This is a genomic window from Rhodococcus marinonascens NBRC 14363 (assembly GCF_001894885.1).
GTDB classification, from domain to species: domain Bacteria; phylum Actinomycetota; class Actinomycetes; order Mycobacteriales; family Mycobacteriaceae; genus Rhodococcus_F; species Rhodococcus_F marinonascens.
Map to the genome: position 1 here is coordinate 1 of NZ_BCXB01000045.1, position 23,005 is coordinate 23,005.

The 23,005-nt window shown below is 65.1% G+C and carries 19 protein-coding genes and 2 pseudogenes; 14 read left to right on the forward strand and 7 right to left on the reverse strand.

What is annotated here, in order from left to right; genetic code table 11:
- Positions 1-37: 37 nt before the first annotated feature.
- The 3 genes from RM2_RS20620 to RM2_RS20630 all read left to right on the forward strand — a co-directional run bounded on the left by RM2_RS20620 (position 38) and on the right by RM2_RS20630 (position 1,110).
- Positions 38-343, forward strand: a complete 306-nt coding sequence (locus tag RM2_RS20620) for a hypothetical protein (protein ID WP_139277862.1) — start codon at positions 38-40, stop codon at positions 341-343.
- A 92-nt stretch (positions 344-435) separates the two neighbouring features.
- The gene (locus RM2_RS20625; protein WP_072691385.1) at positions 436-633 is read left to right on the forward strand and encodes a hypothetical protein; all 198 of its coding nucleotides are present in this window, start codon (positions 436-438) and stop codon (positions 631-633) included.
- Between the two features lie 99 nt (positions 634-732).
- A complete protein-coding gene (locus RM2_RS20630; RefSeq protein WP_072691386.1) occupies positions 733-1,110 on the forward strand; it encodes a helix-turn-helix domain-containing protein in 378 nt (125 codons plus the stop codon).
- A 133-nt stretch (positions 1,111-1,243) separates the two neighbouring features.
- On the opposite strand, the gene RM2_RS20635 is transcribed toward RM2_RS20630, so the two are convergent.
- The 5 genes from RM2_RS20635 to RM2_RS20650 all read right to left on the reverse strand — a co-directional run bounded on the left by RM2_RS20635 (position 1,244) and on the right by RM2_RS20650 (position 3,162).
- Positions 1,244-1,549: a hypothetical protein gene (locus RM2_RS20635; RefSeq protein ID WP_072691387.1), complete on the reverse strand. Its 306-nt coding sequence runs from the start codon at positions 1,547-1,549 to the stop codon at positions 1,244-1,246.
- A gap of 58 nt (positions 1,550-1,607) precedes the next feature.
- Positions 1,608-1,760, reverse strand: a complete 153-nt coding sequence (locus RM2_RS24675; RefSeq protein WP_169846784.1) for a hypothetical protein — start codon at positions 1,758-1,760, stop codon at positions 1,608-1,610.
- 82 nt (positions 1,761-1,842) lie between these two features.
- Complete coding sequence (locus RM2_RS20640) at positions 1,843-2,022, reverse strand: hypothetical protein (protein WP_072691388.1); 180 nt, start codon at positions 2,020-2,022, stop codon at positions 1,843-1,845.
- Between the two features lie 145 nt (positions 2,023-2,167).
- Positions 2,168-2,686: a hypothetical protein gene (locus RM2_RS20645; RefSeq protein WP_245814072.1), complete on the reverse strand. Its 519-nt coding sequence runs from the start codon at positions 2,684-2,686 to the stop codon at positions 2,168-2,170.
- Positions 2,683-3,162: a hypothetical protein gene (locus RM2_RS20650; protein WP_139277863.1), complete on the reverse strand. Its 480-nt coding sequence runs from the start codon at positions 3,160-3,162 to the stop codon at positions 2,683-2,685. Before RM2_RS20650 ends, RM2_RS20645 begins: the two co-directional genes overlap by 4 nt.
- Positions 3,163-3,405: 243 nt before the next feature.
- Between RM2_RS20650 and mobF the strand changes: the two genes are divergently transcribed.
- From mobF to RM2_RS24680, 4 genes are all read left to right on the forward strand, one after another.
- Positions 3,406-8,988 (forward strand): MobF family relaxase, encoded by a 5,583-nt coding sequence (gene mobF / locus RM2_RS20655; protein ID WP_072691391.1) that lies wholly within the window; start codon positions 3,406-3,408, stop codon positions 8,986-8,988.
- 125 nt (positions 8,989-9,113) lie between these two features.
- Entirely contained in the window at positions 9,114-9,389 is a 276-nt protein-coding gene (locus tag RM2_RS20660) for a hypothetical protein (RefSeq protein WP_072691392.1), read from the forward strand.
- Positions 9,352-9,600, forward strand: a complete 249-nt coding sequence (locus RM2_RS20665; RefSeq protein ID WP_084721915.1) for a putative Ig domain-containing protein — start codon at positions 9,352-9,354, stop codon at positions 9,598-9,600. Before RM2_RS20660 ends, RM2_RS20665 begins: the two co-directional genes overlap by 38 nt.
- A gap of 640 nt (positions 9,601-10,240) precedes the next feature.
- The gene (locus tag RM2_RS24680; protein ID WP_072691394.1) at positions 10,241-10,483 is read left to right on the forward strand and encodes a type II toxin-antitoxin system prevent-host-death family antitoxin; all 243 of its coding nucleotides are present in this window, start codon (positions 10,241-10,243) and stop codon (positions 10,481-10,483) included.
- A 160-nt stretch (positions 10,484-10,643) separates the two neighbouring features.
- On the opposite strand, the gene RM2_RS24685 is transcribed toward RM2_RS24680, so the two are convergent.
- A complete protein-coding gene (locus RM2_RS24685; protein ID WP_072691395.1) occupies positions 10,644-11,429 on the reverse strand; it encodes a DUF6338 family protein in 786 nt (261 codons plus the stop codon).
- Between the two features lie 1,039 nt (positions 11,430-12,468).
- Between RM2_RS24685 and RM2_RS20680 the strand changes: the two genes are divergently transcribed.
- A complete protein-coding gene (locus RM2_RS20680; protein ID WP_072691396.1) occupies positions 12,469-13,788 on the forward strand; it encodes a hypothetical protein in 1,320 nt (439 codons plus the stop codon).
- Between the two features lie 78 nt (positions 13,789-13,866).
- On the opposite strand, the pseudogene RM2_RS25425 reads toward RM2_RS20680, so the two are convergent.
- Positions 13,867-14,027: pseudogene (locus tag RM2_RS25425) on the reverse strand (mycothiol transferase); the annotation flags it as partial.
- A 650-nt stretch (positions 14,028-14,677) separates the two neighbouring features.
- Between RM2_RS25425 and RM2_RS20685 the strand changes: the two are divergent.
- The 6 genes and pseudogenes from RM2_RS20685 to RM2_RS20715 all read left to right on the forward strand — a co-directional run.
- On the forward strand, positions 14,678-15,319 hold the full coding sequence (locus RM2_RS20685) for an AAA family ATPase (protein WP_072691397.1): 642 nt from the start codon (positions 14,678-14,680) through the stop codon (positions 15,317-15,319).
- Positions 15,316-15,690: a hypothetical protein gene (locus RM2_RS25430; protein ID WP_245814073.1), complete on the forward strand. Its 375-nt coding sequence runs from the start codon at positions 15,316-15,318 to the stop codon at positions 15,688-15,690. Before RM2_RS20685 ends, RM2_RS25430 begins: the two co-directional genes overlap by 4 nt.
- Before the next feature lie 136 nt (positions 15,691-15,826).
- On the forward strand, positions 15,827-16,897 hold the full coding sequence (locus RM2_RS20695) for a DUF2637 domain-containing protein (RefSeq protein ID WP_072691398.1): 1,071 nt from the start codon (positions 15,827-15,829) through the stop codon (positions 16,895-16,897).
- A gap of 1,406 nt (positions 16,898-18,303) precedes the next feature.
- Positions 18,304-18,891: an Rv1352/Rv1906c domain-containing protein gene (locus tag RM2_RS26150; RefSeq protein ID WP_072691399.1), complete on the forward strand. Its 588-nt coding sequence runs from the start codon at positions 18,304-18,306 to the stop codon at positions 18,889-18,891.
- A gap of 457 nt (positions 18,892-19,348) precedes the next feature.
- Positions 19,349-22,288 carry a Tn3 family transposase gene (locus RM2_RS20710; RefSeq protein WP_072691401.1) on the forward strand — a complete coding sequence of 980 codons (2,940 nt, stop codon included), beginning with the start codon at positions 19,349-19,351 and terminating at the stop codon, positions 22,286-22,288.
- A 498-nt stretch (positions 22,289-22,786) separates the two neighbouring features.
- A pseudogene (locus tag RM2_RS20715) lies at positions 22,787-23,005 on the forward strand (hypothetical protein); the annotation flags it as partial.

The window sequence follows — 23,005 nt, forward strand, 5'->3', positions numbered from 1 at the left end:
GACACGGACCGTGTCCGTCTCAAATGTGGTTTTCATCATGACAATTGACACTCCCGTGTTGCACGGAGCAATGAGTCGTCACCGGTCGAGGATGTGCGGCACTACCCCCGTCCCGAACAGGGTGCGGGTGGAAATCGAGCGCCTGGAGGCGACCACCGCCGAGGCGGTGGACCAGATGTGCCGCCACCTCGAAGAGGCCCGCGATTTCGAGGTGCGGACGTTCCGGCGCGACGCCGAGGTGCCCGAGTTCGGCGGCATCCAGTGGCCGGCGGCGTGGCACCGGGCGGTGTGCGCCCGAGTCGCGCAGCAGATATCCGGGCTGGTGATTCGTTTTGCCCCCTGAACCGACTACACACGCTGAATTTCCGGTGCGCTGTTGTCGGTTGCCTGGTGCATACTGCCGATCACCGAAGACCAGCCAGGGGAGGAGTCTCGATGGATGGCAACACCTTCGCGATCACGATGTTGATGATGTTCAACGCGCTTTCGATGCTCGGAGCGTTGTATTGCGGGCACCGGTCCTACCGTCGGCACGGCCGCCCGGGTAGGGCGGTTTTCGCTGCGGCCGCTGGTCTTTTCATCGCTCCGATGCTGCTGATGTTGTGTGTTGGTTTGGCCCGGCCGCGGCGGTAGGGCAGCGGGGAGAGTCGACGGTGGCCGGCGGTAGAGTCTCACCGACGCATCACCGACGCCAGGGCGCAGGCCCAGGCTTCCGATCCCGAAGGACATCTCATGGCCGATGATGACCGCCGCTGCGGCGCGGAGCTGCGCGCACGCCGAGAGTTGCTGGGCCTGTCCTCACAGGAGACCGCACAACTGCTGTCCGTCGGTGAACGTGCTGTCCGGGGCTGGGAGACCGGCACGGCCAAGACGGTGCCCGCGGGTGTGATCGCCGAACTCGCCCAGCTCGAGCAGAACCAGGACGATGTGGTGCGCGAGCTCGAGGAGATCGGCAGGCGCAGCGGCGTCATCGTGATCTACCGCGGTGACGGTGTGGTCCCGGATCGTCCCGAGCTGCCCGCCCGCTGGCATCGAGTCGCCGCGGCGACGGCACTGCGCAATCTGGCGGTGGACGACATCGACGTCCGGATCGTCTACGCCGACGAGTAGCCGCCGCAGCACCGATACGAACACATGTGGCGATGTGGTGGCGATCAGGCGAAGGGCCTCGAAGACATCTGGTCAAGCGGTCGGCTCACCGGGTCGACGCGCACAAAGCAGGGATACTCGAAGAAGTTCGCGACTACCGACCCCGCCACGCCCGCAGGAAAAATGAGGTCATCTTTTGGTGGGCACCCGGCTCGGGTTGGGGTTGATCGTGAACATCAGGCCGTTGGGGAGCGTTACCGGACCTGTGCGGTGTGGCGCCGGGTTCGATGCGCCGTGCCTCCTCGTCCGGGAGGGTGTCGAGGTCGTAGTAGACGCCTGGGGTGTGGGGGGTGTCGCCGAGTGCGGTGAGGAAATCGTCTGCGTCGCTGCCGTCGATGGCGGCGAAGGGTTCGTACCGTTCGCGGAACTCGTCCCAGAACGCTGCTTCGTTTTCTTCCACACGGTCCAGTTCCCTTTCGATGTCTGTCCGGGTTCGGTGTCGTCGTCCGATCCGAATTTCATGCGGGCGTCCGTTCGGTGAGGGCGTACATGGTGAGGGCTTCGCGCACGACGTCGCTCACGGTGCGGTTGTCGATCTCGGCCCGTTCCTTGGCGGCGGCCCACAGGTCATCTTCGACGCGCACGGTGCGGAGTTTGGTTCCCTTGCTCACCGTTTCCCCTCTCCCAAATTTGGTGTCGACCGGATGGTTCCACGCGGCACCGACACGACCACGTGAGGTGATACGCCGCCGATCAATCGAACAGTAGGAACTGAGCGCCCGCGCCCGCGGCGTCGGTGCGTCGCTCGTACCGATCCGCCCACGCCCGGGCAACGGCCGGCAGACAATCGAGCTGGTGGGCTATCTCTTCCCAGCCGAACCCGTCGCGGTGTAGCTGCCAGGACAGTTTCTCGTCGCCGGCCATGTCGATCACGCGGTTCCTCGGTGTCCCGGTGCCCGCCCTTGGGCGAACAAAATCTGAATGCTTATCGGGTATCGGGTATCGGGTATCGGGTATCGGGTATCGGGGACTTCGTAGACCCTAACGCTTGCGACCCGCCCCGTTCTCACGGCCACGGTCAGAACAGGGTCGGGTCCCGGGAGTGCCACAGTGCTTTCCGGAGTGCTTCTTCGTCCCAGCCGTGGCGCAACGCTTCTCGTGCCCGACGGGACCGGGCGACACGGCCTGCGCGATCGAATTCCCGCCACCGCCACGGCTGCGCTTTGCCGCCGCCGCGGCCCTTCGCTCCCATACCGGCGAGGTTCTCGGATTGGGTTCCGGCGACGACATGAGCGCGGCGACCTAACGCTTCCCAGGCCCGCACACAGATCGGGTTGTCGCAGACTTGGTGGAGGGCGACTTCGTGATCTTCGAGGGGCCGGTCGAGCGCGAGGGCGAGTGCGTACCGGTGCGGTCGCACGACGCGTTGTCGTCCGTTTCGGCTCAGCCAGTAGCGGCCGTAAGAGTCGTTTCCGACGGCGCCAACCCACCACCAGCAGTCCTGAGGCCCTGGCCCTTTGACGACGTACCGGAAGAACCGGGCGACCTCGGCCGCGTTTCCTGGTTCGAGCATTCCCGGTCCGTCGATTCTCGTCAAGACGCGATCGGCGTGTCCACCACAACCGACTCGGCAGGCAAGCGATCCTCGGACACCGGTGACGGTGTGTCGTTGTCGTCGCTCGTGCTCACCGGAGTCGGCGCCGCCGACCCGTCTTGTTCGGTCTTCGCGGATTTCTTCGCCGCCTTGACCATCTCTCGGACCGCGCTGACGGGAAGGTCGGTCAGTGCGGCGATCTCGCGGTCGGTCAGGTCGAGGTTCTTGAGCGCCAAGGCGCGCCCGCCCTGTTGTGTCCGCGCTTTCGCTGTCGCGTCCGCGCAGTCCTGGTGTGCCTTCGCGATCGCCTCATCGCGGCGCACTTCGGCGGTCTCGATCAGCAGGCCGGACGAGATGAACTCTTCGAGTTTCTCCGAGATCAACTTTTCGCGCTGGTTACGCTCTGCCATCTTTGCCGCGGCCCGCGCGCGAGCGCTCTGTCGGGCTGAAACAGCCGGTTTCTTGTGTGTTGTGTCCACAGAATTCTCCCCGCTTCGGTTTGGGTTCCCCGGCACCCTATCCCGTCGGGGAGACCGATGGGTTCTTCGCGCACAGGATCACCACCACCTGTGGCACGGTCCCAGCCACTGCGGTACACGAACACCAGTCACCTTCCAGAGCCATCACCCCAGCTAGAGCACGTTCCGCGCTCTCGAATATCAACACACCTCTTGCATTAAGGTCACGAAAAGGTAAACGTACGCTATTCTTCGTCCGTGGGGATGTCCGCGAAGAAGCTGACGGCGGGGGACGGGTACGAGTACCTGACCCGTCAAGTCGCTGCGCAGGACAGCACCGAACTCGGCCGCTCGAGCCTGTCGGATTACTACTCGGCCAAGGGTGAGGCACCCGGCCGGTGGATGGGTGCGGGTCTGGAATCGCTGGCCGGAATCGGGGGCGGTGACCTTGTGTCGGCTGAGCAGATGCGCGCCCTGTTCGGTGAGGGTCGGCACCCGGACGCCACCGTGATCGAGGAGCGCATCATTGTCGACGCGGTGACCCGCGGACTCGACGCCGAGGCCGCCTCCCGGATGGCGTTGGCCGAGACGAAACTCGGAAACCCGTTCCGCATCTATGCCGGGGCGACGGAGTTCCGAAAGGTTGTGGCGCAGCGTTTCACCGATCACAACCTGGCCCGCGGTCAGGAGTGGAACGCCCGCATCGACGACACCACCCGGGCCGAGATCCGCACCCGGGTCGGCCGCGAACTGTTCGAGACGGAGTACGGCCGCTCCCCCACCGACGGCCGGGAGTTGTCCGGATTCATCGCCCGGGGATCACGCCAGAAGACCACCGCGGTGGCCGGTTACGACCTGACCTTCACCCCGGTGAAATCGGTGTCGACCCTGTGGGCGGCCGCGCCCCGAGAGGTCTCGGAGCGGATCGAAGACGCCCATCACGCCGCGGTGCAGAAGGCGATCCGGTTCGTGGAGGAGAACGCCACCTACACCCGCCAGGGCGCCGACGGTGTCGCGCAGGTCGACGTCGACGGACTGCTCTGCGCCGCGTTCACTCACCGTGATTCGCGGGCCGGTGACCCGAACCTGCACACCCACGTTGCCGTCTCGAACAAGGTCCGTGCCACCGATTCCGGACGCTGGCTCGCCCTGGACGGTCGGCCCCTGCACAAGTTGTTCGTTGCCGCCTCCGAGGTGTACAACACCGCCGTCGAGGCCGAGATGCGCACCCGGCTGGGGGTGCGTTTCGACGAGCGCGAGCAGACCGACAAGAGTAAGCGGCCGATCCGGGAGATCGTCGGAGTCGACGCTGCGCTCAACGAGGTGTGGTCCTCGCGCCGGGCCATGATCGAACTGCGCCGGGGTGAACTGGCCACCCAGTTCCACCGTGACCACGGCCGGGAACCGACCCCGATCGAGGCCATCGCGCTGGCGCAGCAGGCGAACCTGGAAACCCGCGAAGCCAAGCACGAACCGATGTCGCTGGTCGAGCAACGGCAGCAGTGGCGTCAGACCGCGCTGGGTGTTCTCGGCGGTGAGCAGGGACTGTCGGACATGGTTCGATCGGCCACCCATCCCCCGCGTAGCACCACCCGCACCCACGTCACCGACCGGTGGATCCGTGAGTCCGCCGACCGGATCATTACCACCGTGTCCGAACACCAGTCGCGGTGGCAGCAGGCCCATCTGATTGCCGAAGCCCAGCGGGTGGCGCGGTCGGCGAACCTGTCCGCCCGGCAGATCGACACGGTCGTCGACCGGCTCACCGCCGCCGCAATGTCCCCGGAGCGCAGTGTTGCCCTGGGCCAGCAGAATGATCTCGGTGAGCCGGGCGAGCTGCGCCGCCGCGACGGGTCGAGTGTCTACACCACCGCCGGAACCCAGCTCTACACCAGCGAAGCTGTGCTGGCCGCGGAGCAGCGCATCGTCGGAGCCTGCGTGCGCACGGACGGTCGCCGCGCCAGCGCACTGGACGTCGATCTCGCGTTGCTCGAGCAGGCCGCGAACAATTTCGAACTCAACACCGGACAGACCGTACTGGTGCGTGAGATGGCCACCTCCGGTGCCCGCGTTCAGCTCGCTCTGGCCCCGGCCGGCACCGGCAAGACCACCGCGATGGCTGCCCTGGCACGGGCGTGGGAGAACAGCGGCGGCAACGTCATCGGCCTGGCCCCGACCGCGGCCGCAGCGGATGCGTTGCGCACCGATCTCGGCGCGGCCACCGACACGATGGGCAAGTTGATCCACACGCTCACCGAGCAGCCGTTCCGTAAACCGGACTGGTTCCACCAGATCGGTGCCGGCACCCTCGTCGTCGTCGACGAGGCGGGTATGGCCTCGACCGCGGACCTGGACCGGGTGATCGGGTTCGTCCTCGAACGAGGCGGCAACGTTCGTCTCGTCGGCGACGATCAGCAGCTCGCCTCCGTGACCGCGGGTGGTGTGCTGCGTGATGTCGCGACCACCGCGGGGGCGGTCACCCTCACCGACGTCGTCCGGTTCACCGACCCCGCCGAGCGCGCCGCCACACTTGCTCTGCGGGACGGGGACCCGGCCGCGATCGGTTTCTACATCGACCAGGGGCGCGTCCACGTCGCCGACAAGGTCGCCGCCGAAGAGATCGCCTACCGGGCGTGGCAGGCCGACCGCGGGGCCGGTCTCGACGCGGTGATGCTCGCCCCGACCCGCGAGATGGTCCGTGGCCTCAACGAGCGCGCCCGCACCGATCGCCTCGCCGCCGACGGCCCGCCCACCGGACTGGAAGTGATGCTCGCGGACGGGCTGGCGTGCTCGGCCGGTGACCAGGTCTGCACCCGGTTGAACAACCGGATGCTGGCCCTGACCCGCTCGGATTTCGTCCGCAACGGTGATCGCTGGACCGTCGACGAGGTGCGCGTTGACGGATCGCTGAAGGTCACCAATGTCCGCTCCTCGCGGTCGATCCAGTTGCCCGCCGACTATGTGGCCGGGCACACCACTCTCGGCTACGCCCGCACCATCCACGGCGCGCAGGGCATCACCGCGGACACCTGCCACACCGTCGCCACCGGTACGGAATCACGGCAGCTCGCCTATGTGGGGCTCACCCGCGGCAAGCACGGCAACCACCTCTATCTCGGTACCGCGAGCGACGGCGACCCGGAGAACGTCCTCAACCGGGAGACGGTGCTGCCGCCGACCGCGGTCGACATTTTCACCTCGATCCTCGCCCGCGACGGTGCACAGAAGTCGGCGACCACCACCGCGAGCGAACTCGCGGACCCCGAGCGGAAGATCGCCCGCGCCGCGGCCGCGTACACCGACGCGGTCGGTGTGGCCGCCGAGTCCGTGGTCGGCCCCGAGGTCCTCTCCCGCATCGACGTCGCCGCCGAGCAGGTCCGGGAAGGGTTGACCGATGAGGCCGCCTACCCGGTCCTGCGCAAACACCTGGCACGCCTTGCCGTGGACGGCGCCGACCCCGTCGACGAGCTTTACGCCGCCGCCACCTCCCGCGAGTTGGGCACCGCCGGCGACGTCGCCGCTGTCCTGGACTGGCGGCTCGACCCGTCCGGTAAGCATTCCGCCGGGACCGGGCCGCTGTCGTGGCTGCCGTCCATTCCGGCCGACCTCGCCGCCGACGAAAAGTGGGGCCGGTACCTGGCCCGGCGTAGCGCACTGGTGGCCGATCTCGCCGTCCAGGTCGCCGCGGGGGCTGCCGAGTACACGCACGAGAACGCCCCCGCCTGGGCCCGCCCGCTGCTGGCCGGTGACCGCCAGCTCGTCGCGGATCTCGCGGTGTGGCGGGCGGTCAACGACGTCGACAGTGCGGACCGCCGCCCGACCGGCCCCGACAGGTACGCGGCTGCGGACAAACGCCACCAGCGTCGCCTCGATGCCCGCGCCGAGGTGGCGTTCGGCCAGCCGAACGCCGCCGCCGCCCGCTGGCGCCCGCTGGCCGAGTCCGTCGAACCCCGCCTGCTGGTCGACCCGTTCTGGCCCGAGCTCGCCGACCGCTTCGCCCTGGCCCGCCGCAGCGGGGTCGACGTCCACGCCCTCGTCCGGCGCGCCGTCGCCGACCGGCCGCTGCCGGTCGAGCTGCCCGCCGCAGCACTGTGGTGGCGACTGTCCGGCACACTCTCCCCCGCCGCCACCGACATCGCGGTCCCGGCCGATCAGTCCCCCACCTGGGTAGCGGACCTGGCCGCCGTTCTCGGCGCGGACGGTGCCGAAGCACTGTCGGCGGACCCGGCATGGGACAAGCTCGTCGCCGTCGTCGCCGCCGCCGACCCGGCCGCATGGACCCCACAGGATCTGCTGGCACTGGCCCGCGACCTCGCGATCGAAGGCCAGGACGGCGGCGACCTCGACGCCGCCGACTACGCCACCGCGCTGCCGTGGCGCATCGAAGCGATCCTGGCCCACACCGAGCCGATTCCCGGCGAGACAGGAACCGAGCCCCTCTCCCCCGAGGCCGAGGAAGCCGCGGCCGCGGCCGCAGGCCGATGGATCGTCCCCGAACTCACACCTGACGCCCACGCGGACAACGAGCCGGTGCACTACGACCTGCCGCCCCTGTCGGACACGGACACGGACGCGCCGCTGGACCCGGACCTGCCCCCGCCCCCACCCGATTACGAGCACGACCGGGGGAACCCGGCCGACTCCGGCGAACTCGACAGTATCGACGCCTGGGCTGCCGGACTGCTCGCCCACGCCCGCGCCGCCGAACCTGACCGCTACGCCGATCTGCCCCCCACCGAGCGGCTCGAACGGCTCGCCCAGGATCTCGCTGCCGCACGCCGACAGCTGGACACGCTGTGGCAGGCCACACTCGAGGGCACCACCGAGCACCTGAGCGCAGCGACGCCGATGCTCACCGACATGCAGCGACGAGCCGACGAGCAGCGCCCGTACGCGGCCGAAACCGCCTACGCGCACCGGCGTTGGATGGAGGCAACACTCGAAGCCGAAGCCGCACAGAACACGGTCGCCCGGCTGAGCGCCGAGGCCGCCGCCGCCCGCGACACCGGCGCCGACGACACTGCCGCCCGCCTCGACGCCGACCTCGCCCTCGCCGAGATCGTCGCCGACGCCGCGAACGCGACAGTGAGCGCCGAGCACGCCGACGCCGCGGCCGCGCAGCAGCGCCTGGTCGTCAAGGCCGGCGGCGCACCGAACATCGTCACCTCCGGCGACGTGCAGGTGGCCCGTCTGACGCTGATGGAACTCGACCACCAGGCTTTGGCCGGCGCCCGCCGCGACGTCGAGCAGCTCAAGGGGGCGATCGTGCGTGCCGAGTCCGCCGCCGCCCGCGGTTTCGCCGAAACCACCCGCACCGAGCACCCGGTGACCCTCACCGCGACGAAGACCGCACCGCCCGTGGTCGAGCAGACCGCAGAAAAGCGCACCACCGAACCCCGCGCCACCGACCGGGTTGCCGTGCGCGGTGACCTCGACCAGCAGCTACCGGCGCCGGTCCGAGGCCAGGCACCGACCCTTCCCCAGCCGCAGACCCCAGTACAGCCCGAGCCCCGCGACGCGGCGGTACCAGCGGCATTCGACCGCGAGGCCGTCGAGCACCGGATCACCGGAGGCGACGACCTGGTGCAGATCCCGACCGCCGAGCTGAAGTCCAGGATCAAACAGGCGATGCTCACCCAGCGGATGAACCCGAACAAGACCCGGGGCGCCCGCCTCGAGCGCTACCGCGCCGAATACACCCGCCGCGCCGAGCTTGCACGCCCCGAACGCGCCACCGAAGATGCGGTGCGCCGTCGGCTCCACCAGCAGCAGCGCCGCACCGAACCGGACCGGCAAGCCCCCGATCCCGGCCCGACCCGTGGCCGCGATCACGGCCTGGGCCTCTGACCGGTCTCGAGGAGGGATGACACGATGCGCGACGACGCGTACCCAGCTCGCGGGCCGCGGCCGCACCCGGCCGCGAGCTGGGAAGCGTTAGCCCCGAGCAGGTCAAGACGCCAGGGCCGCGAATAATGGTCGATCACATCGGGGCACGGGCCGAACAGGTTGAATCCGCTGCCGCGGAAGCGATCAGCGACCACTACCGCGACACCGCTGCCGAACCCGAGGCCGAAACGGAGCCGATTTTCATGGTGGCGATCACCCCGGACGGCGACCACGCCTACGTCACCAGCGAGTTGAGCCACTCGGTGTCGGTGATCGCGATCGGTAAGACACCATCCGCCATCACAGGAGCACCGCCCACCGGGGATGTCGGTCAGCCCTACCACTACGCGTGTTCACGGTGACCGGAACCCGGCACCGACGGTCGCGGTGACTGATGGTGTCCTGCCCTCTGGCGTCACGTTGAGCGAGCAGGGTGTCTTCTCCGGCACCTCGACAACTGGCGGGGCGCATACCTTCACGGTGACCGCATCCAGCGGTATCGGTGACGACGCGGTCCTTGAGGTTACTGTCGACATCACGCCCGCCACTTGGGGAAGCTTCGCCGGCAGCTGACCGCATCCAGGGAGCAGCAACAGCGCCGCGACCGTGTCGTAGGCCCGGTTTACACTGCTGCTACGACGAGCAAGAGGTCGCCGCACACTGCCTTGGTCAACAGGGACATCCCCAGTCGGCCCTGATCCGGGAAGTTTTCTCGGATCGGCGGGGTGCGGTGATCTCTTTTCCGGTTTCTGCACCGTCCGACAGTTGACCTGCGTGACTCCGTGGGGGTCTTACAGGGTGAGATACTCGCGGATTTTGCCGCGGATGTGGGGGCGATGGTCGGAGAGTCTGATTCCAGGGTGGGGATTGGGTGGCGATTTGCAGTTCGGTCAGCGGTGGGCAACGACGGCGCGGACATATCCGTTGATTTTTCGGCGATTACTACCGGAACCCGGGTCTTCTCGACGCCCACCGCCCCGCAGGGGGTTACGAGTGATTGCCCCGCATCACGGTTCTCATGTCCGCGAGACAGTCTTTATGCAGTGCCCCGACTGCGGGACCAGCGTGTTTCTGTCCCCCGGCCCGCTCAATGCGGACAGGACGGTCGAGTACCGCCGCTGCGAAGACGGGCACGTCGTGGAGACCACACCGCACTTCTTCTGCGCCCCAAGCGACGCGACTCGAGTCGACTGATCAGCGCCACCCATTTCCGATGTTGACTGCACTTACTGCAACAGACGCCCGCAACTCCCTATTCGCGCTGATCAAGCAGGTCAACGCCGACCACATCACCGTGGAAATCGTCACCAAAGGCGGCAAGTGTCGCTGGCGGATTACGAATCCATGGGCGAGATCGCGGGCGGAAAACGGTCGAACGCTTGACTACCTCCCGGCCCTGAACGACCGCCGCAAAAGGCCGGAGCTCCAAAGCTCCGGCCTTTTGTCGCCGATCTAAATCCAGGGGTTACAGCTAATTCGACCGGCTGCCACCGTTCCCGTTGGCCGAGGATTGCGGCTTGGGCTTGGTCACGGCGCCAGCGGGCAGCCTCATCTGCGAGCGCGGCACACTCGCGGAGGGGTATCCGCCCTTCCGCTCGAACGTGCCGGTTCGCGAATCATTGGTTCGAACCATCGCCTTCGTTCGCCCCTTCTGTCGCGGTGCCATCGGGATCCCCTTCGCTCGGCGAGTTGTCGCCGTTGCTGCCCAGATTACTGTAATAGAAGTCGAGATACCTGACCTCGTCCCACCGGATCAGGAGGCTCTTGTCGAGCAGAACCGGCAACTTAGCGCCGTCGACGATCTCGGTCACCATCGTGCCGTCGGGCTCGACTGCCACCTGCTCGGCGATGTAGAGGTCACCCGGCTCGGGGTAACCGGCAGCGTAGGAGTCGTTCCACTCACCCGCCACGGTTCCTCCGTCCTTGAGGTACAGGACGACCCAGCCGGAAAGTTTCGGTCGGGCCCACATGTAATCCCAGGCTCTTGGGGCTGGGGCGGTGTCGGTGTAAAGGGTGACGACCTTCGAGGACGCCGTCGCGATCAAGCGGCGGATTCCTCCATCCGCGGTGTGGTTTACCTGGTCGCGCTTGTTGTAGGCCCATGCGGTGAAGCGACCGAACTCGAAAGGGACGACGAGGTAGGCAATGCCGCCGACCCAGAGCCACCCGCTGACGGCCTTGCCCTCGCTGAGGTGCCCGGTCACGATGTAGTGGCTGTAGAGCCAGTACGTCAGTGGGGCGAGGAGCACCTGGAAGGCGACCGAGAATCCGAGTAGCCGGAATATCTGGTCTGCACCCCGGAGTCCCCATCTGCCGGATCTCTGTTCGCGAGCCACCTCGTAGAGGGCACCGGGTAAGAGCGCGAGGAGAGCGACTGCGAGTGCCTGGAAGGTCGAGGGCATGGAGCGACCTTAGTTCGCTGTATTGGTAGCCCATCACTGCCGCCCGCGGTGCTGCCGCAAAAGTCCGGAGCTTTGGAGCCCCGGCCTTTCATGGATCTACACCAGGGATCCTCTTCGGGCTTACTGGGGTGGGGCACCGAATTTGGTCGGAGGCCGGGAGCCGCATGCGGGCGACCGGGAGTGGTAGGTGGTGTCCTGGTGGTCGTTCCACCGACCGCAGTGGTCGGTTCTGGCAAGTTGGCTGCGCCCTGAACTGATCCGCGTCGAGCCGCTCTCCCTGGATCACCCCGCGATCATCGACGCGGCCAGAGCGCTCCCCCGGCCCAGGGACTCGGCCATCGGCGGACGGTTTTGACGTTACCGTGGCAGCCCAATCCGGTGAACCCGCACGGGGCTGCCTCTGTGCCGGATGCCGAACCGCGGGTGAATGCTGTCGTTGACGGGTTGTGAACAACTGGTGTCAGGAGCGCTCTGTCGGTACCAGAGTCACGTGTGCGGACCGTGCTCCCAGATCCAGAAATGATCAGTTGCGAGCGGGTTGTGTGAAACAAGGCCTGTCCTGTCGGGTGCAACCCAGCGAGATAAGGATGTGTGTTCCATCGGCGTGTCTGCGGCCGTGGGGGGTTCGGAGCGGATATATCTATACCTATGCCAGCTGAGCCGTACACACCACCATGGAAGCGAATCGGCGTCGGTATCGAGGAAACTCTGATAGAACGCGTCGACCGAGCAGTCAAGGAGCGAGGTATTTCCAAGCGCGCATTCTACGAAGCTGCGCTACGTCGCGAGCTCGAGTCGCCGTCCCCAAGTGGTGGCGGGGAGCAGGGGGTGATTCCCCTGGCCAGCTGATCAATGTGGCTGTCACCAGTAAGCCAAGCCGCACACAAATAGGGTGTATCGACACCACAATCCCTAGCGGTACAGCGGCCAAGAACTGAAAACCCCCGGCGGGTAGGCCGAGGGTTCTCGAGGTTGGTGAGATTCGAGTTAGCCGCTCAAATCTCAGTGGTACTGCTCTTTCCCCGAAGGGACTGTCTTAGTGGACAGGTCTCATGATAGCGCGCACCCTTTTGCGTCGTCATCTAATACCACACGTGTCGTCGGTAACAATGCGATTGCGTGCACGCGTCGCCCACGAACCCGCACCTTTGCGTCGGGGTACCGGACGGGGCTGCCCCACTCCCCCAGTCGGGGCGTCGCCCGCACCGTCACCGAGCGCACCCTCGCCCGCCGGCTCACCCGAGCCCGCGACCGGGCCGAGCAGATCGCGCTCGACGGCATCCTCGTCGACCGCCGAAAAGCCGGACCGATCCACCTCCAACTCGAGGACGACGCCTACGCCGGGATCGCCTGCTGGCTGGGCAGCGAGCACTGGACCGACGTGGTCGTGAAAACCGTCTACACCACCCAATACCCGCGGATTCGGCCGATGCTCGTCGCCGCGACCGGCGGCGGAATCTCCCTGAAGACCGTCCTGGCAGTCGCCCGCGTCAAGGCCGCGGCCGCCGACTTCCGAACAGGACGAGGATCCCGACTCGCCGTCGCCACCATCGTCGCCCGCACCGGCCTCGGCCGCCGCACCGTGCAACGCGCCCGCACTGCACTCTTGCTGCTCCGCGTGGCCACCGAAACACTCGCCGGCAGAATCCGTACCCGCACCGAACGCCTCGCCTCCTGGGCCGTCGGTGACCGCAGCAGAGGGTGGGCAGCGGTCTGGGCGCTGCACCCCCCCACCCCTGTGGATAACTTCGGCCGCGTCACCCCAGGTCATCCACAAATGGCACCCCACCCCGCTTTGGGTATCTTTTGGTCTCTCAAGTCTTGTAAGAGAGTTCTCTTTACAACAAAAACTGTGGAAAATGCCGCCGCTTCGCGTCGACCGGCCACGAGGAAGAGGCGGTCGCGACCGGCGGTTGATCGTGGGGGGCAATTGCTGGCCGCTCAGTGGCTCCGTGACCGCCAAACACCAGCCTGGGCACGTCCCCTGCCGGTTGACCAGTGGGCGTCCGTGCTGGCTGACGCAGCCGGACACGGGTTCACCGGCGCCGACCTCAACACCCTCCTCGACGAGGAAGGCCGCCGCCTCGGCCGCGAACTCACCCCCCAGCACCCGATCCGATTCATGCACTGGCTACTCGGCAAGACCGATCTCGACTTTCCACCCCACGTCCTCGACACCATCGCCCACGCCCAACAAGCAGCGGCCCGAGCGGCCGAAGTCGAGCGTACGAGGGCGATGGTCGAGGAAGGCCGGCGCAAACGAGAACGAGCACTGGCCGATCTCGCCGGACCCGGCCGCGCCGCAGCCCGCGCCGCCGCCGACCAATGTGCACAGAAGCTCGTACGGCGTAAATCATGATCGGTCCAATGACTGGAAATTGACAGGACGTTCGCATACCGTCCGCGATGAGCTGATTCGGGGTCGCGGTGGTAGTGAGAAGTAGCCGAATTCGCACCCCTCCAGGTGCTTGACGAGACCGAGCAGGTTCGTGCCGGTGGGCGTCGAAGGTCGTACTCCGACAGGCCATCCAGCTTCCACAGGATCGATTGGCGTAGCACCTGCAGTCGCCGGGGCCAGGTCGGACTTGCATGCCGCATGCGTAGTCACGATGTCAGTGCAACGGGGGTCGAGCGCGTCCGTGTACAAGATCTGGCGGACGGCCGCCTGCCGAACCGTCGCGGAGGCCCCTCGAACCCATCTCTTGCGTTCCTTCTCCTCCGCATTGCATCGGAACGAACGGCTTTGCAGTCGTTTCATCTGTTGGCAAAATCCGTGCAAAACGTCTGTGCGACTCCGAGGTGGCCGCAACGACGAGCTGCGCGGCCCCATGAATCGGTTGATTCTGGGCTGTCGCGGACCAGTCTGTAGGTACTGATATCACGCTCATGCACGGTCAGAAGGTGGTGCCAATGCCGAGGAAATATCACCGATGAACTGGCTTTTTGCGGACTCCCGGGCGCCTAGCTAAATATCCGTATATCCGTATATCCGTATATACGGATTCGCGTGGCTACCGGTCCCATCTTGCATATCCGTACCTACGGAAACGCGGGCCTACGGAACCGCGAACACGCGGATATCCGTGTAAGGTGATGCACACAAGTCCGTTTATGCGGAGTTGCTGACATACTGAGATACGTATATCCGTATGTCAGCTTTTGCGGATTTCCAGTAGTTCACCTCAGCCGAAATTGTAAGCGCGGGAATGCGTATATACGTATCTACTGAAACGCGGAAGGAGTTGCTAGTGCTTGTCTTCACGGTCGCGAACCTCAAAGGAGGTTCCACTAAGACCACTACTGCGGCCTACCTCGCCCACGCTTTGCACGAGGCCGGCCTGAACGTTCTCGGCGTCGATGCGGACGGCGAAAACGAATCACTTCTGAACTGGCAAAGTTTGGGAGACTGGCCGTTTCCTGTTATTGGAATGCCCGTCAACAACCTGCACAAGCAGCTACCCGGTATCGCCAACAACAGGTACGACGCAGTTGTTATCGATACCCCGCCAATGAAGGAGCAGAGAGGGATCGTCCTCTCCGCGGTGCGAATCGCGACTCACATCATCTGCCCACTTGCGCCTACCACGATGGAATTCAGCAGACTCTCTGCTGTCCGGCAACTCCTCGACGATGCCGCCGAACTACGCGGCGACGAAGCGGTCGATCCCGTTTTTGCCGTCCTGCTCACCCGAACCGTCCCGAACGCAAGTTCCACCGACGTATTCCGCGAAATGATCGCTGAAGCAGGAAACCACGTGCTCAAGGCAACTGTCGGACGACGTGAACAGTTCGCTCAGGCGTTCGGACTCCCGATCGACAACGCTTCGAACACTGCATATGGCGACGCCATCGAAGAACTGCTTGAGAGAGGAAACGAGGACGCAGCATGAGCACCGCCAAGGACCGCATTCGCGCAAGTGTGGAGCGAGCGCAAAGCGCAGCGAAAGAAGTGCCGGGTCCCGTTGCGCAAGAGCGCACCGAATCGGAACAGCTTGTTGCGCCTGCAACACCCAGTTCCGGGACCAGGCCGCAAAGTCGCGAACGGTCCGCCCGCCCGCCGTTGCAGCGAAGCGTCCGCAAGAATGTCGATCTGTCGCCGGACCAGAATGACCGACTGGGGGACTGGCAACGCGCGGCTGCCCGTGACCTCGGAGTTGCACGAGTCACTGCACAAGAGATTTTGGTGGTTCTCGTGGAGCGACTCCTCGCCGACCAAGACCTGAGTAACCAGGTCAGGGGCGAAGTCTTGGCCAGGCGATAGTTTCATTCGATTTTACGGATACGCGTATATCCGCGTATCCGTACATTCACTGGCCATCTACACACAAGGAGCCCCGCCGGACGCAACCGGCGAGGCTCCGGACCGGGCACACCCCTTAGGAAGGAAACACCCGATCATGGACGACTTTAATCTGCGTGCTGCACGTGTTCAGTTAGGCGCTTTGATTGCGGCGCTGCTCCTGGCGATCCTGATCGCACTCGGAATCACCACCGGTGCGTTCGTCCTGTCCTTCGCGGTGCAACGCGACCTGGCACGGCAAGCCACGATCCCGGAGGATCTCGCCTGGATCTTCCCGGTCATCGTCGACAGTGCAATCTTCGGATCCACCATTGCGATCGTCATCTTGACCAAACTCAGAATGCGTTGGTGGGACAAGGGTTTCTACATCGCTCTCGCGGTCACCGTCGTCGTCATCAGCATCCTGGGTAACGCGTACCACGCATTCCACAACGCGCTCGCGGCGCACACACAGCTCGCGAACGGGGGAGTAGTCGGATACATGCCACTCGACCCCGCTATCGCCGCGGCCATCGCCGTCATCCCGCCCGCCCTCGTCCTTGCGTTCACCCACGGACTCGGGATCCTCATCAAAGCCACCGGAATCGCGTACAGCGACTACAAGAGGCAGATCGACACCCACAGCACCGGCGACGAGCACCCCGACGCAAAGACCGGGCACCCCGACGCAAAGAATGTTGCGCAACGCAAACCCGCATTGCGCGGGCACGTCGCCTTCGGGGGAGCGGCGCAACACGCTCCCGTGGAACCTGGGGACGGTTGTGCGGAAACACCCCAGGGTGCGCACCTCCCAGAATCCGGCGACAACACCGATGCCGACACCGCCACCGCCGGCACCGAGGTCGCGGAGATCCTTGACACTCGGGCCGAAGAATTGACCCCGGCCGCAATCGAACCGGACCCCCTTGCCGCAGTCGAGCAATTCATTACCGAATCCAATCTGCCGAACCCCGTCAAGGACACCGCACGCCGCAAACTCGCAGATCCGACCCTGACCTGGGAAACACTCGCACAAACCTCCACACCGGCCGTGCACACCTCGACCGCGTGGCGCCGCTACGAAAAGTTCGATACCGCCGCCCGGGCAGCAGGATTCACCGAACCACCACTATTCGACCTGCGGGCATCCGACATCGACTACGACGATCAGCTCGTCACCACGAGCTGACCGGAACTGGCCACACCCCCGGCGCGACAGCGCCCTGACGGATAAACACCGCCAGGGCGCTCGGCCCTTGGATGATCGGACGAGCCCGGCGACGAAAACGTCAACAGCGAGGGTGTTAGGGATTCGCGCACCAGGACGGTCGGTTCGCCGAAGGTCCTGGTGCGCAGGTTCATTCCCAGGTCGAAGGTGTCGAAAACCTGCGTCGAGAATCAACCGTGGATTGGGACCCAGGCGCCCACCGCCAACGAGCCTGAAAATCTGCGGGCAGTGACCGAACGGGCCGCGGGGGAGGGGCCGTCGATACACCAACATTGCCGCGGCGTTACGCCATCACAGCCGAAACCCACACCGGCCGATCGACCTACTGCAGACCATCTGACATGCGCTTATGCGACTTTGTGGGAGCCCTGGGGCCCTACGTTCATTCCGTACAGGTCTGCTCGTTGTGTTCCACCGATCGGAGGATGCCTGGTTCGTCCGATCGGTGGAAGGACATGGCCCGTATCAGCGGCCATACTCGGGTGCGGACACAGTCAATACAGACCTGTCGGTTCATGATCGTCATATCTTCGCTCCCTCCCCTCGAGAAGAGGTTTTCATGCACGCACGAGCCCTTCAAGCAGTCTTTGCCGCAGCGATTCTCACGACCACCGCACGGACCACGGGTATGGCAAATGTCCGATTAACGGTGGATCCGACCTCGACGTCGGTTAGTTACCGTTCGGGGTGAACGGCTGGCTCGACTTGTCTGCGGCGGCCTTGATCGCGCGCTTCTCCGCAGCGAGCTGGTCGACGACCTCGCCACGAAGCAGGCGCGTCAGCGGTGCCACGGCCCGGGACGAGAGAGATGATTGCTCCGTCGACGACCTCCGGCGAGAAGTTCCTCGATGGGGGGGCTCCATTGATCTGTGGGTTTGTGAGATCGGCTGACATCAATCAGAGATATGGCTTCAACGTATTCGGCGACCCATGGTCGCCGAAGCCCAGACCCGGATACAGTCCGACCAACTCCACGTGGCCCAAATATTGGACCTGAGGGTCGGTCCCGTTTAACGAACTAGGTAGATGTGATGAGAAAGTCCCTATTTACTGTGCTAGCAGCAACAGCAACAGCAACACTCGTCGGCAGCGTGGCGGGAGCCCAAGTCGCCGACACAATTCCTGGAACCGGGACTGGCACCGATGAGTTCGGTAGAACCGATGGCAGGGGTATCGCACCTGAAACTTATCGCACTAACGGCCCGATCGACGAGAGCGCGACATGTAGCTACCAGTTGTGGCGAGTGCTGAGCTACAATCCGCCCGCGTCGATTCAAGCTGGTTCAGGTAATATAGTCGGGCCTCAAGCAGTCACCCTTCCCACACTGCTAGCAGGGCCTGACTACTTTTTCGACTCCCGAAACTGCATGGACTGGACACCGGCTCCCGAAGACCCTGCACACGAGATCCCCGGAGACTCCGTCTCCCTCGTCAACCTGGACATCGCTCCCGATACTTACCACACAGCCGGACCGGTCGACGGAAACGGGCAGTGCACGTGGACGCTTTTCGACAGCCCTGACCGGGACGGAGTGCTGCCGGTCATAAACACCGGTTCTAGTGCCGGATCTCAAACCGTGACCATCCGAGGTATTTTCGCAACCGACTACGCGTTCGAGTCTACGAACTGTCAGAACTGGATCACCGATCTTCCGGCGGCCACCACCATCTCCGGTGACGAATCCACTGTCCTCCAGAACATCGTATTCGGAACATACAGTACAAACGGTCCACTCCCAGGTTTCAACAGATGCGAATGGATAGTCAGACCGACCGATGGATCGATACGTAACCAGGAAACGTTCGGGCCAGCAACGATTGTCATCGACGAAGGAACCGATCTCAATGCGATCTTCGCTTCCATGGGATGCCAGGACTGGCACCTGGACCCTATGGGAACCCCCGGTACAACGCCCGGCTCACCAGGTTCTTCGGGTTCTTTGGGTTCGGTGTAAACCCAGGGCTCCCACAAAGTCGCATAAGCGCATGTCAGGTGGTGTGAAGTAGGTCGATCGGCCGGTGTGGGTTTGCGGCTGCGATGCCGCAGCGCGGCGGCGATGTTCGTGTCGCCGGCGAGCCGGAAGATGCTGATGACCGTGTTCCGGAGGGGCGACCATGACCCGCGGTCCGGTCTTGGTGCGGATGGTGCAGCGGTCTTCGTCGAGGACGACGTCCCGAACCCAATGCAACCGGTTCTCGATGCCTCAGTGCCCCTGAATCCATGCGGCGACCCGGTCCGGGCCGGTCTCGGTCATCGGTAGCGAGCAGATCACGTAGACCACCTCGACGCTCCTGCGTCCGCGGCGGGTGACGGTGCGACGAACCCTGCAATACGGCCCCGGAATCCTGAATCTGGCCCCAGCCGCAAAGTAGCTTCGCGCGCTCAGGTTGATTCGTCTACTGTTGCCGAGCGTGGTCCAGGAGTGGTCGACCGAGGATTTGATCGGGTCGTGGACGCTGGTCGGTGAGGACTGGCGGTTGGTGGGGAACAAGTCGGGCGCGACTCGCCTCGGGTTCAGCCTGCTGCTGAAATTCTTCGAGCTCGAGGCCCGGTTCCCTATCGGGCCTGAGGAGTTACCGGCCGCTGCGGTGGCGTACATGGCTGAGCAGGTGAAGATCGATCCGGCGCTGCTGGACTTCTACCGCTGGACCGGCCGCACGATCGAGTATCACCGGGCCCAGGTACGGGATGCCTTCGGATTCCGCGAATCGTCGCGCAGCGACGAGGACAATCTGTCGTCGTGGCTGGCGACGGAGGTGTGCCCGGTGGAGTTGCGGGACGGACAGCTGCGCCAGGCGTTGCTGGTGCGATGCCGGGCCGAGCGGGTCGAACCGCCGGGGCGTATCGACCGGATCATCGGTTCGGCTCGCACGGCTTTCGAGAAGAGGTTCTGCGAGCGCACCGTCTCACGGCTGAGTGAGGTATCGATCGCCGGGTTGAACAATGTGGTCGCGGTCGGTGCCGCACCGCTGTCCGGTGGCCGTAATCTGTTGGCGGAGTTGAAGTCCGATCCCGGCAAGGTCAGCTTGGAGACGCTGTTACGGGAGGTGGACAAGCTGTCTGCGGTGCGGGCGGTCGAGTTGCCGGCGCACTTGTTCGCCGACGCCAGCGAGAAGCTGGTCGATGCCTGGCGTGCTCGGGTGGCGCGGTCGTTCCCGTCGGATCTGCGAGACATGCCGGAGCCGATCATGTTGACCTTGTTGGCGGCGTTGTGCTGGGTGCGATCGAGCGAGATCACCGACGCCCTGGTAGATCTGCTGATCGAGCTGGTCCACAAGGTCAACACGCGGGCGGATCGGCGGGTGGAGAAAGAGCTGACCGAGGATCTGCGGCGGGTGCGGGGCAAGGAGAACATCCTGTTCCGACTCGCGGAGGCCGCCGTCGATCACCCCGACGACATCGTGCGCGATGCCCTGTACCCGGTGGTCGGTGAGAAGACGCTGCGGGAGCTGGTGAAAGAGGCGAAGGCCAACGAGCAGGTGTTTGCGGCGCGGGTGCGCACTGTGCTGCGCAGCTCGTACTCGAATCACTACCGGCGGATGCTGCCGGCATTGTTGGCGGCGTTGGATTTCCGGTGCAACAACACCGCCTACCGGCCAGTCATGGTGGCGATGGAGTTGTTGCAGCGATACGCCGGCATCGATGGCAAGGTCCGCTTCTACGACAGGCACGCCCTGACACCGCTGGACGGTGTGGTGCCCAAGGCGTGGCGCGGGGCCGTCGTGGACGAGAACGGCCGCATCGAACGCATCCCGTACGAGCTGTGTGTTCTGGTCGTGTTGCGAGATACGATCCGCCGGCGCGAGATCTATGTCGACGGCGCCAACCGGTGGCGCAACCCCGAAGACGACCTGCCCGGCGATTTCGACACCGCCCGCGAGGTGCACTACGCCGCGATCCGCCAGCCCCTCGATCCGACCGAGTTCATCAACGGGTTGAAGCAGCGGATGAGTCAGGCCCTGGCCCGCTTCGATGTGGGCCTGGCCGAGGGCACTACGGGAGGGGTGCGGTTGACGCGGCGGCGCGGTGAGCAGTGGATCAGCGTGCCGAAGCTGGACAAACAACCGGAGCCGGAGAACCTGGAGGCGATCAAGGCCGAGGTGACCCGGAGATGGGGCACCCTCGACCTATTGGACGTGCTCAAGGACGCCGACTTCCTGACCGACTTCACCACCGAGTTCACCTCGGTCGCCTCCCGCGAGGTGATCGACCGCGACACCCTGCGAAGACGGCTGTTGCTCGACCTGTTCGCCCTCGGCACGAACATGGGGATCCGGGCGATCGTGAACACCGGCGAGCATGAGGAGTCCGAGGCGGCGTTGCGGCATGTGCGCCGGCACTTCATCACGCGCGACAATCTGCGCCGCGCGACGACGAAGCTGGTGAACGCCACTTTCGCCGCGCGGGATCCGAACTGGTGGGGTGCGGGCACCGCCTGTGCGAGTGATTCGAAGAAGTTCGGGTCGTGGGAGTCGAACCTGATGACCCAGTATCACCAGCGCTATGGCGGGTACGGGGTGATGATCTACTGGCATGTCGAGCGCCGCAACGTGTGCATCTACTCCCAGCTGAAATCCTGTTCCAGCTCGGAGGTGGCGGCGATGATCGAGGGCTTGTTGCGGCACTGCACGGACGCGGAGATCGAAGCCAACTATGTCGATACGCACGGCGCCTCGGTTGTGGGGTTCGCGTTCACCGAGTTGCTGGGGTTCAAGCTGCTGCCGCGGTTGAAGAACATCGGCTCGATCCGGTTGTATCGGCCCGACGATTCGATTGTTCACGGTGAGCTGGGACCGATCCTGACCAGGCCGATCCGGTGGGAACTCATCGCGCAGCAGTACGACCAGATGGTCAAATACGCCACCGCGCTGCGCCTGGGTACGGCGGAGTCGGACTCGATCCTGCGCCGGTTCACTCGTGGTGGCCCGAAACACCCCACCTATCAGGCGCTCGAAGAACTGGGGCGGGCGGTACGCACGATCTTCGCCTGTGACTATCTGGCGTCGGAAGAACTCAGACGCGAGATCAACAGCGGGTTGCAGGTGGTGGAGAACTGGAACTCCGCCAACACCGTCGTCTTCTACGGCAAGGATTCCCAGCTCACCGGCGCCGACCGGGAGCACGCCGAGGTGTCGATGCTGGCGTTGCACCTGCTGCAATCGGCGCTGGTGCACATCAACACTCTGCTGCTGCAAGCAGTCCTGGAGAACCCGGAGTTCCACGACCTGGTCGGGGAGAACGAACGCCGTGGGCTGACGCCGTTGTTCTGGTCCAACATCAACCCGTACGGGCGGTTCCGTCTCGACATGAACACCCGCCTGGACCTGACCCGCGAGCGAGTCGCCGGATAGGGCAAGTCCGCTGTCGAGTTCGCGCTGGGTATCAATGACGGCCGATGGGGTTCAACAACAGCTGGGTGGGGTTGGCCGAGGGTGTAGGCGTCGGCGTCGGGGAGCACGGTGGCTCCTGGGTGCTGGTCGAGCCATTCGGGGTGCGGCCGGTGGCCTGCGCGATCTACTCCACGGTCACCGGCCGTCCCTGCGCGAGGAGCAGACCGCATACCGGCGGCAGGTGCGATGGGGGTCGAAAACGACGGTTTTAGCCCCTACCTGCGCTCGAGCCGGAAAGCGGAACGGCACAACCTGGCCGTCTTCAGCTCTTCCCTGTGAGGTGTGCGGTGCGAAGGGCAACCGCAGCGGTGGCACCGTTGCGGCTGTGGGGGTTCGGCGAGTCCTGGGTTGAGATCAGAATCCGGTTGTTAGCCTCCGATGGGCTGGTGTCCGGTCCCGGTTGTCAGCTTTCCCGCAGCATGGTTGGTCCGGTTTGTTCCTCTGGGGTAGGAGACGAATGTGAATCAGCGCAGCACGGTTCGGGGTTATCGCATGGTTCGTGGGCGTGCGGCACGTCTGACCATCGCGGCGGCGGCTACTGCGGCGTTGGTTCTGGGTATGGCCGGCATGGGGGCGGTTGCGGCGGCGGATACCATCATCGACACCGTCCCGGTCGGGGGGGAACCGCAAGGGGTGGCGATCACCCTGAACGGCGACCACGCCTACGTCACCAACGCT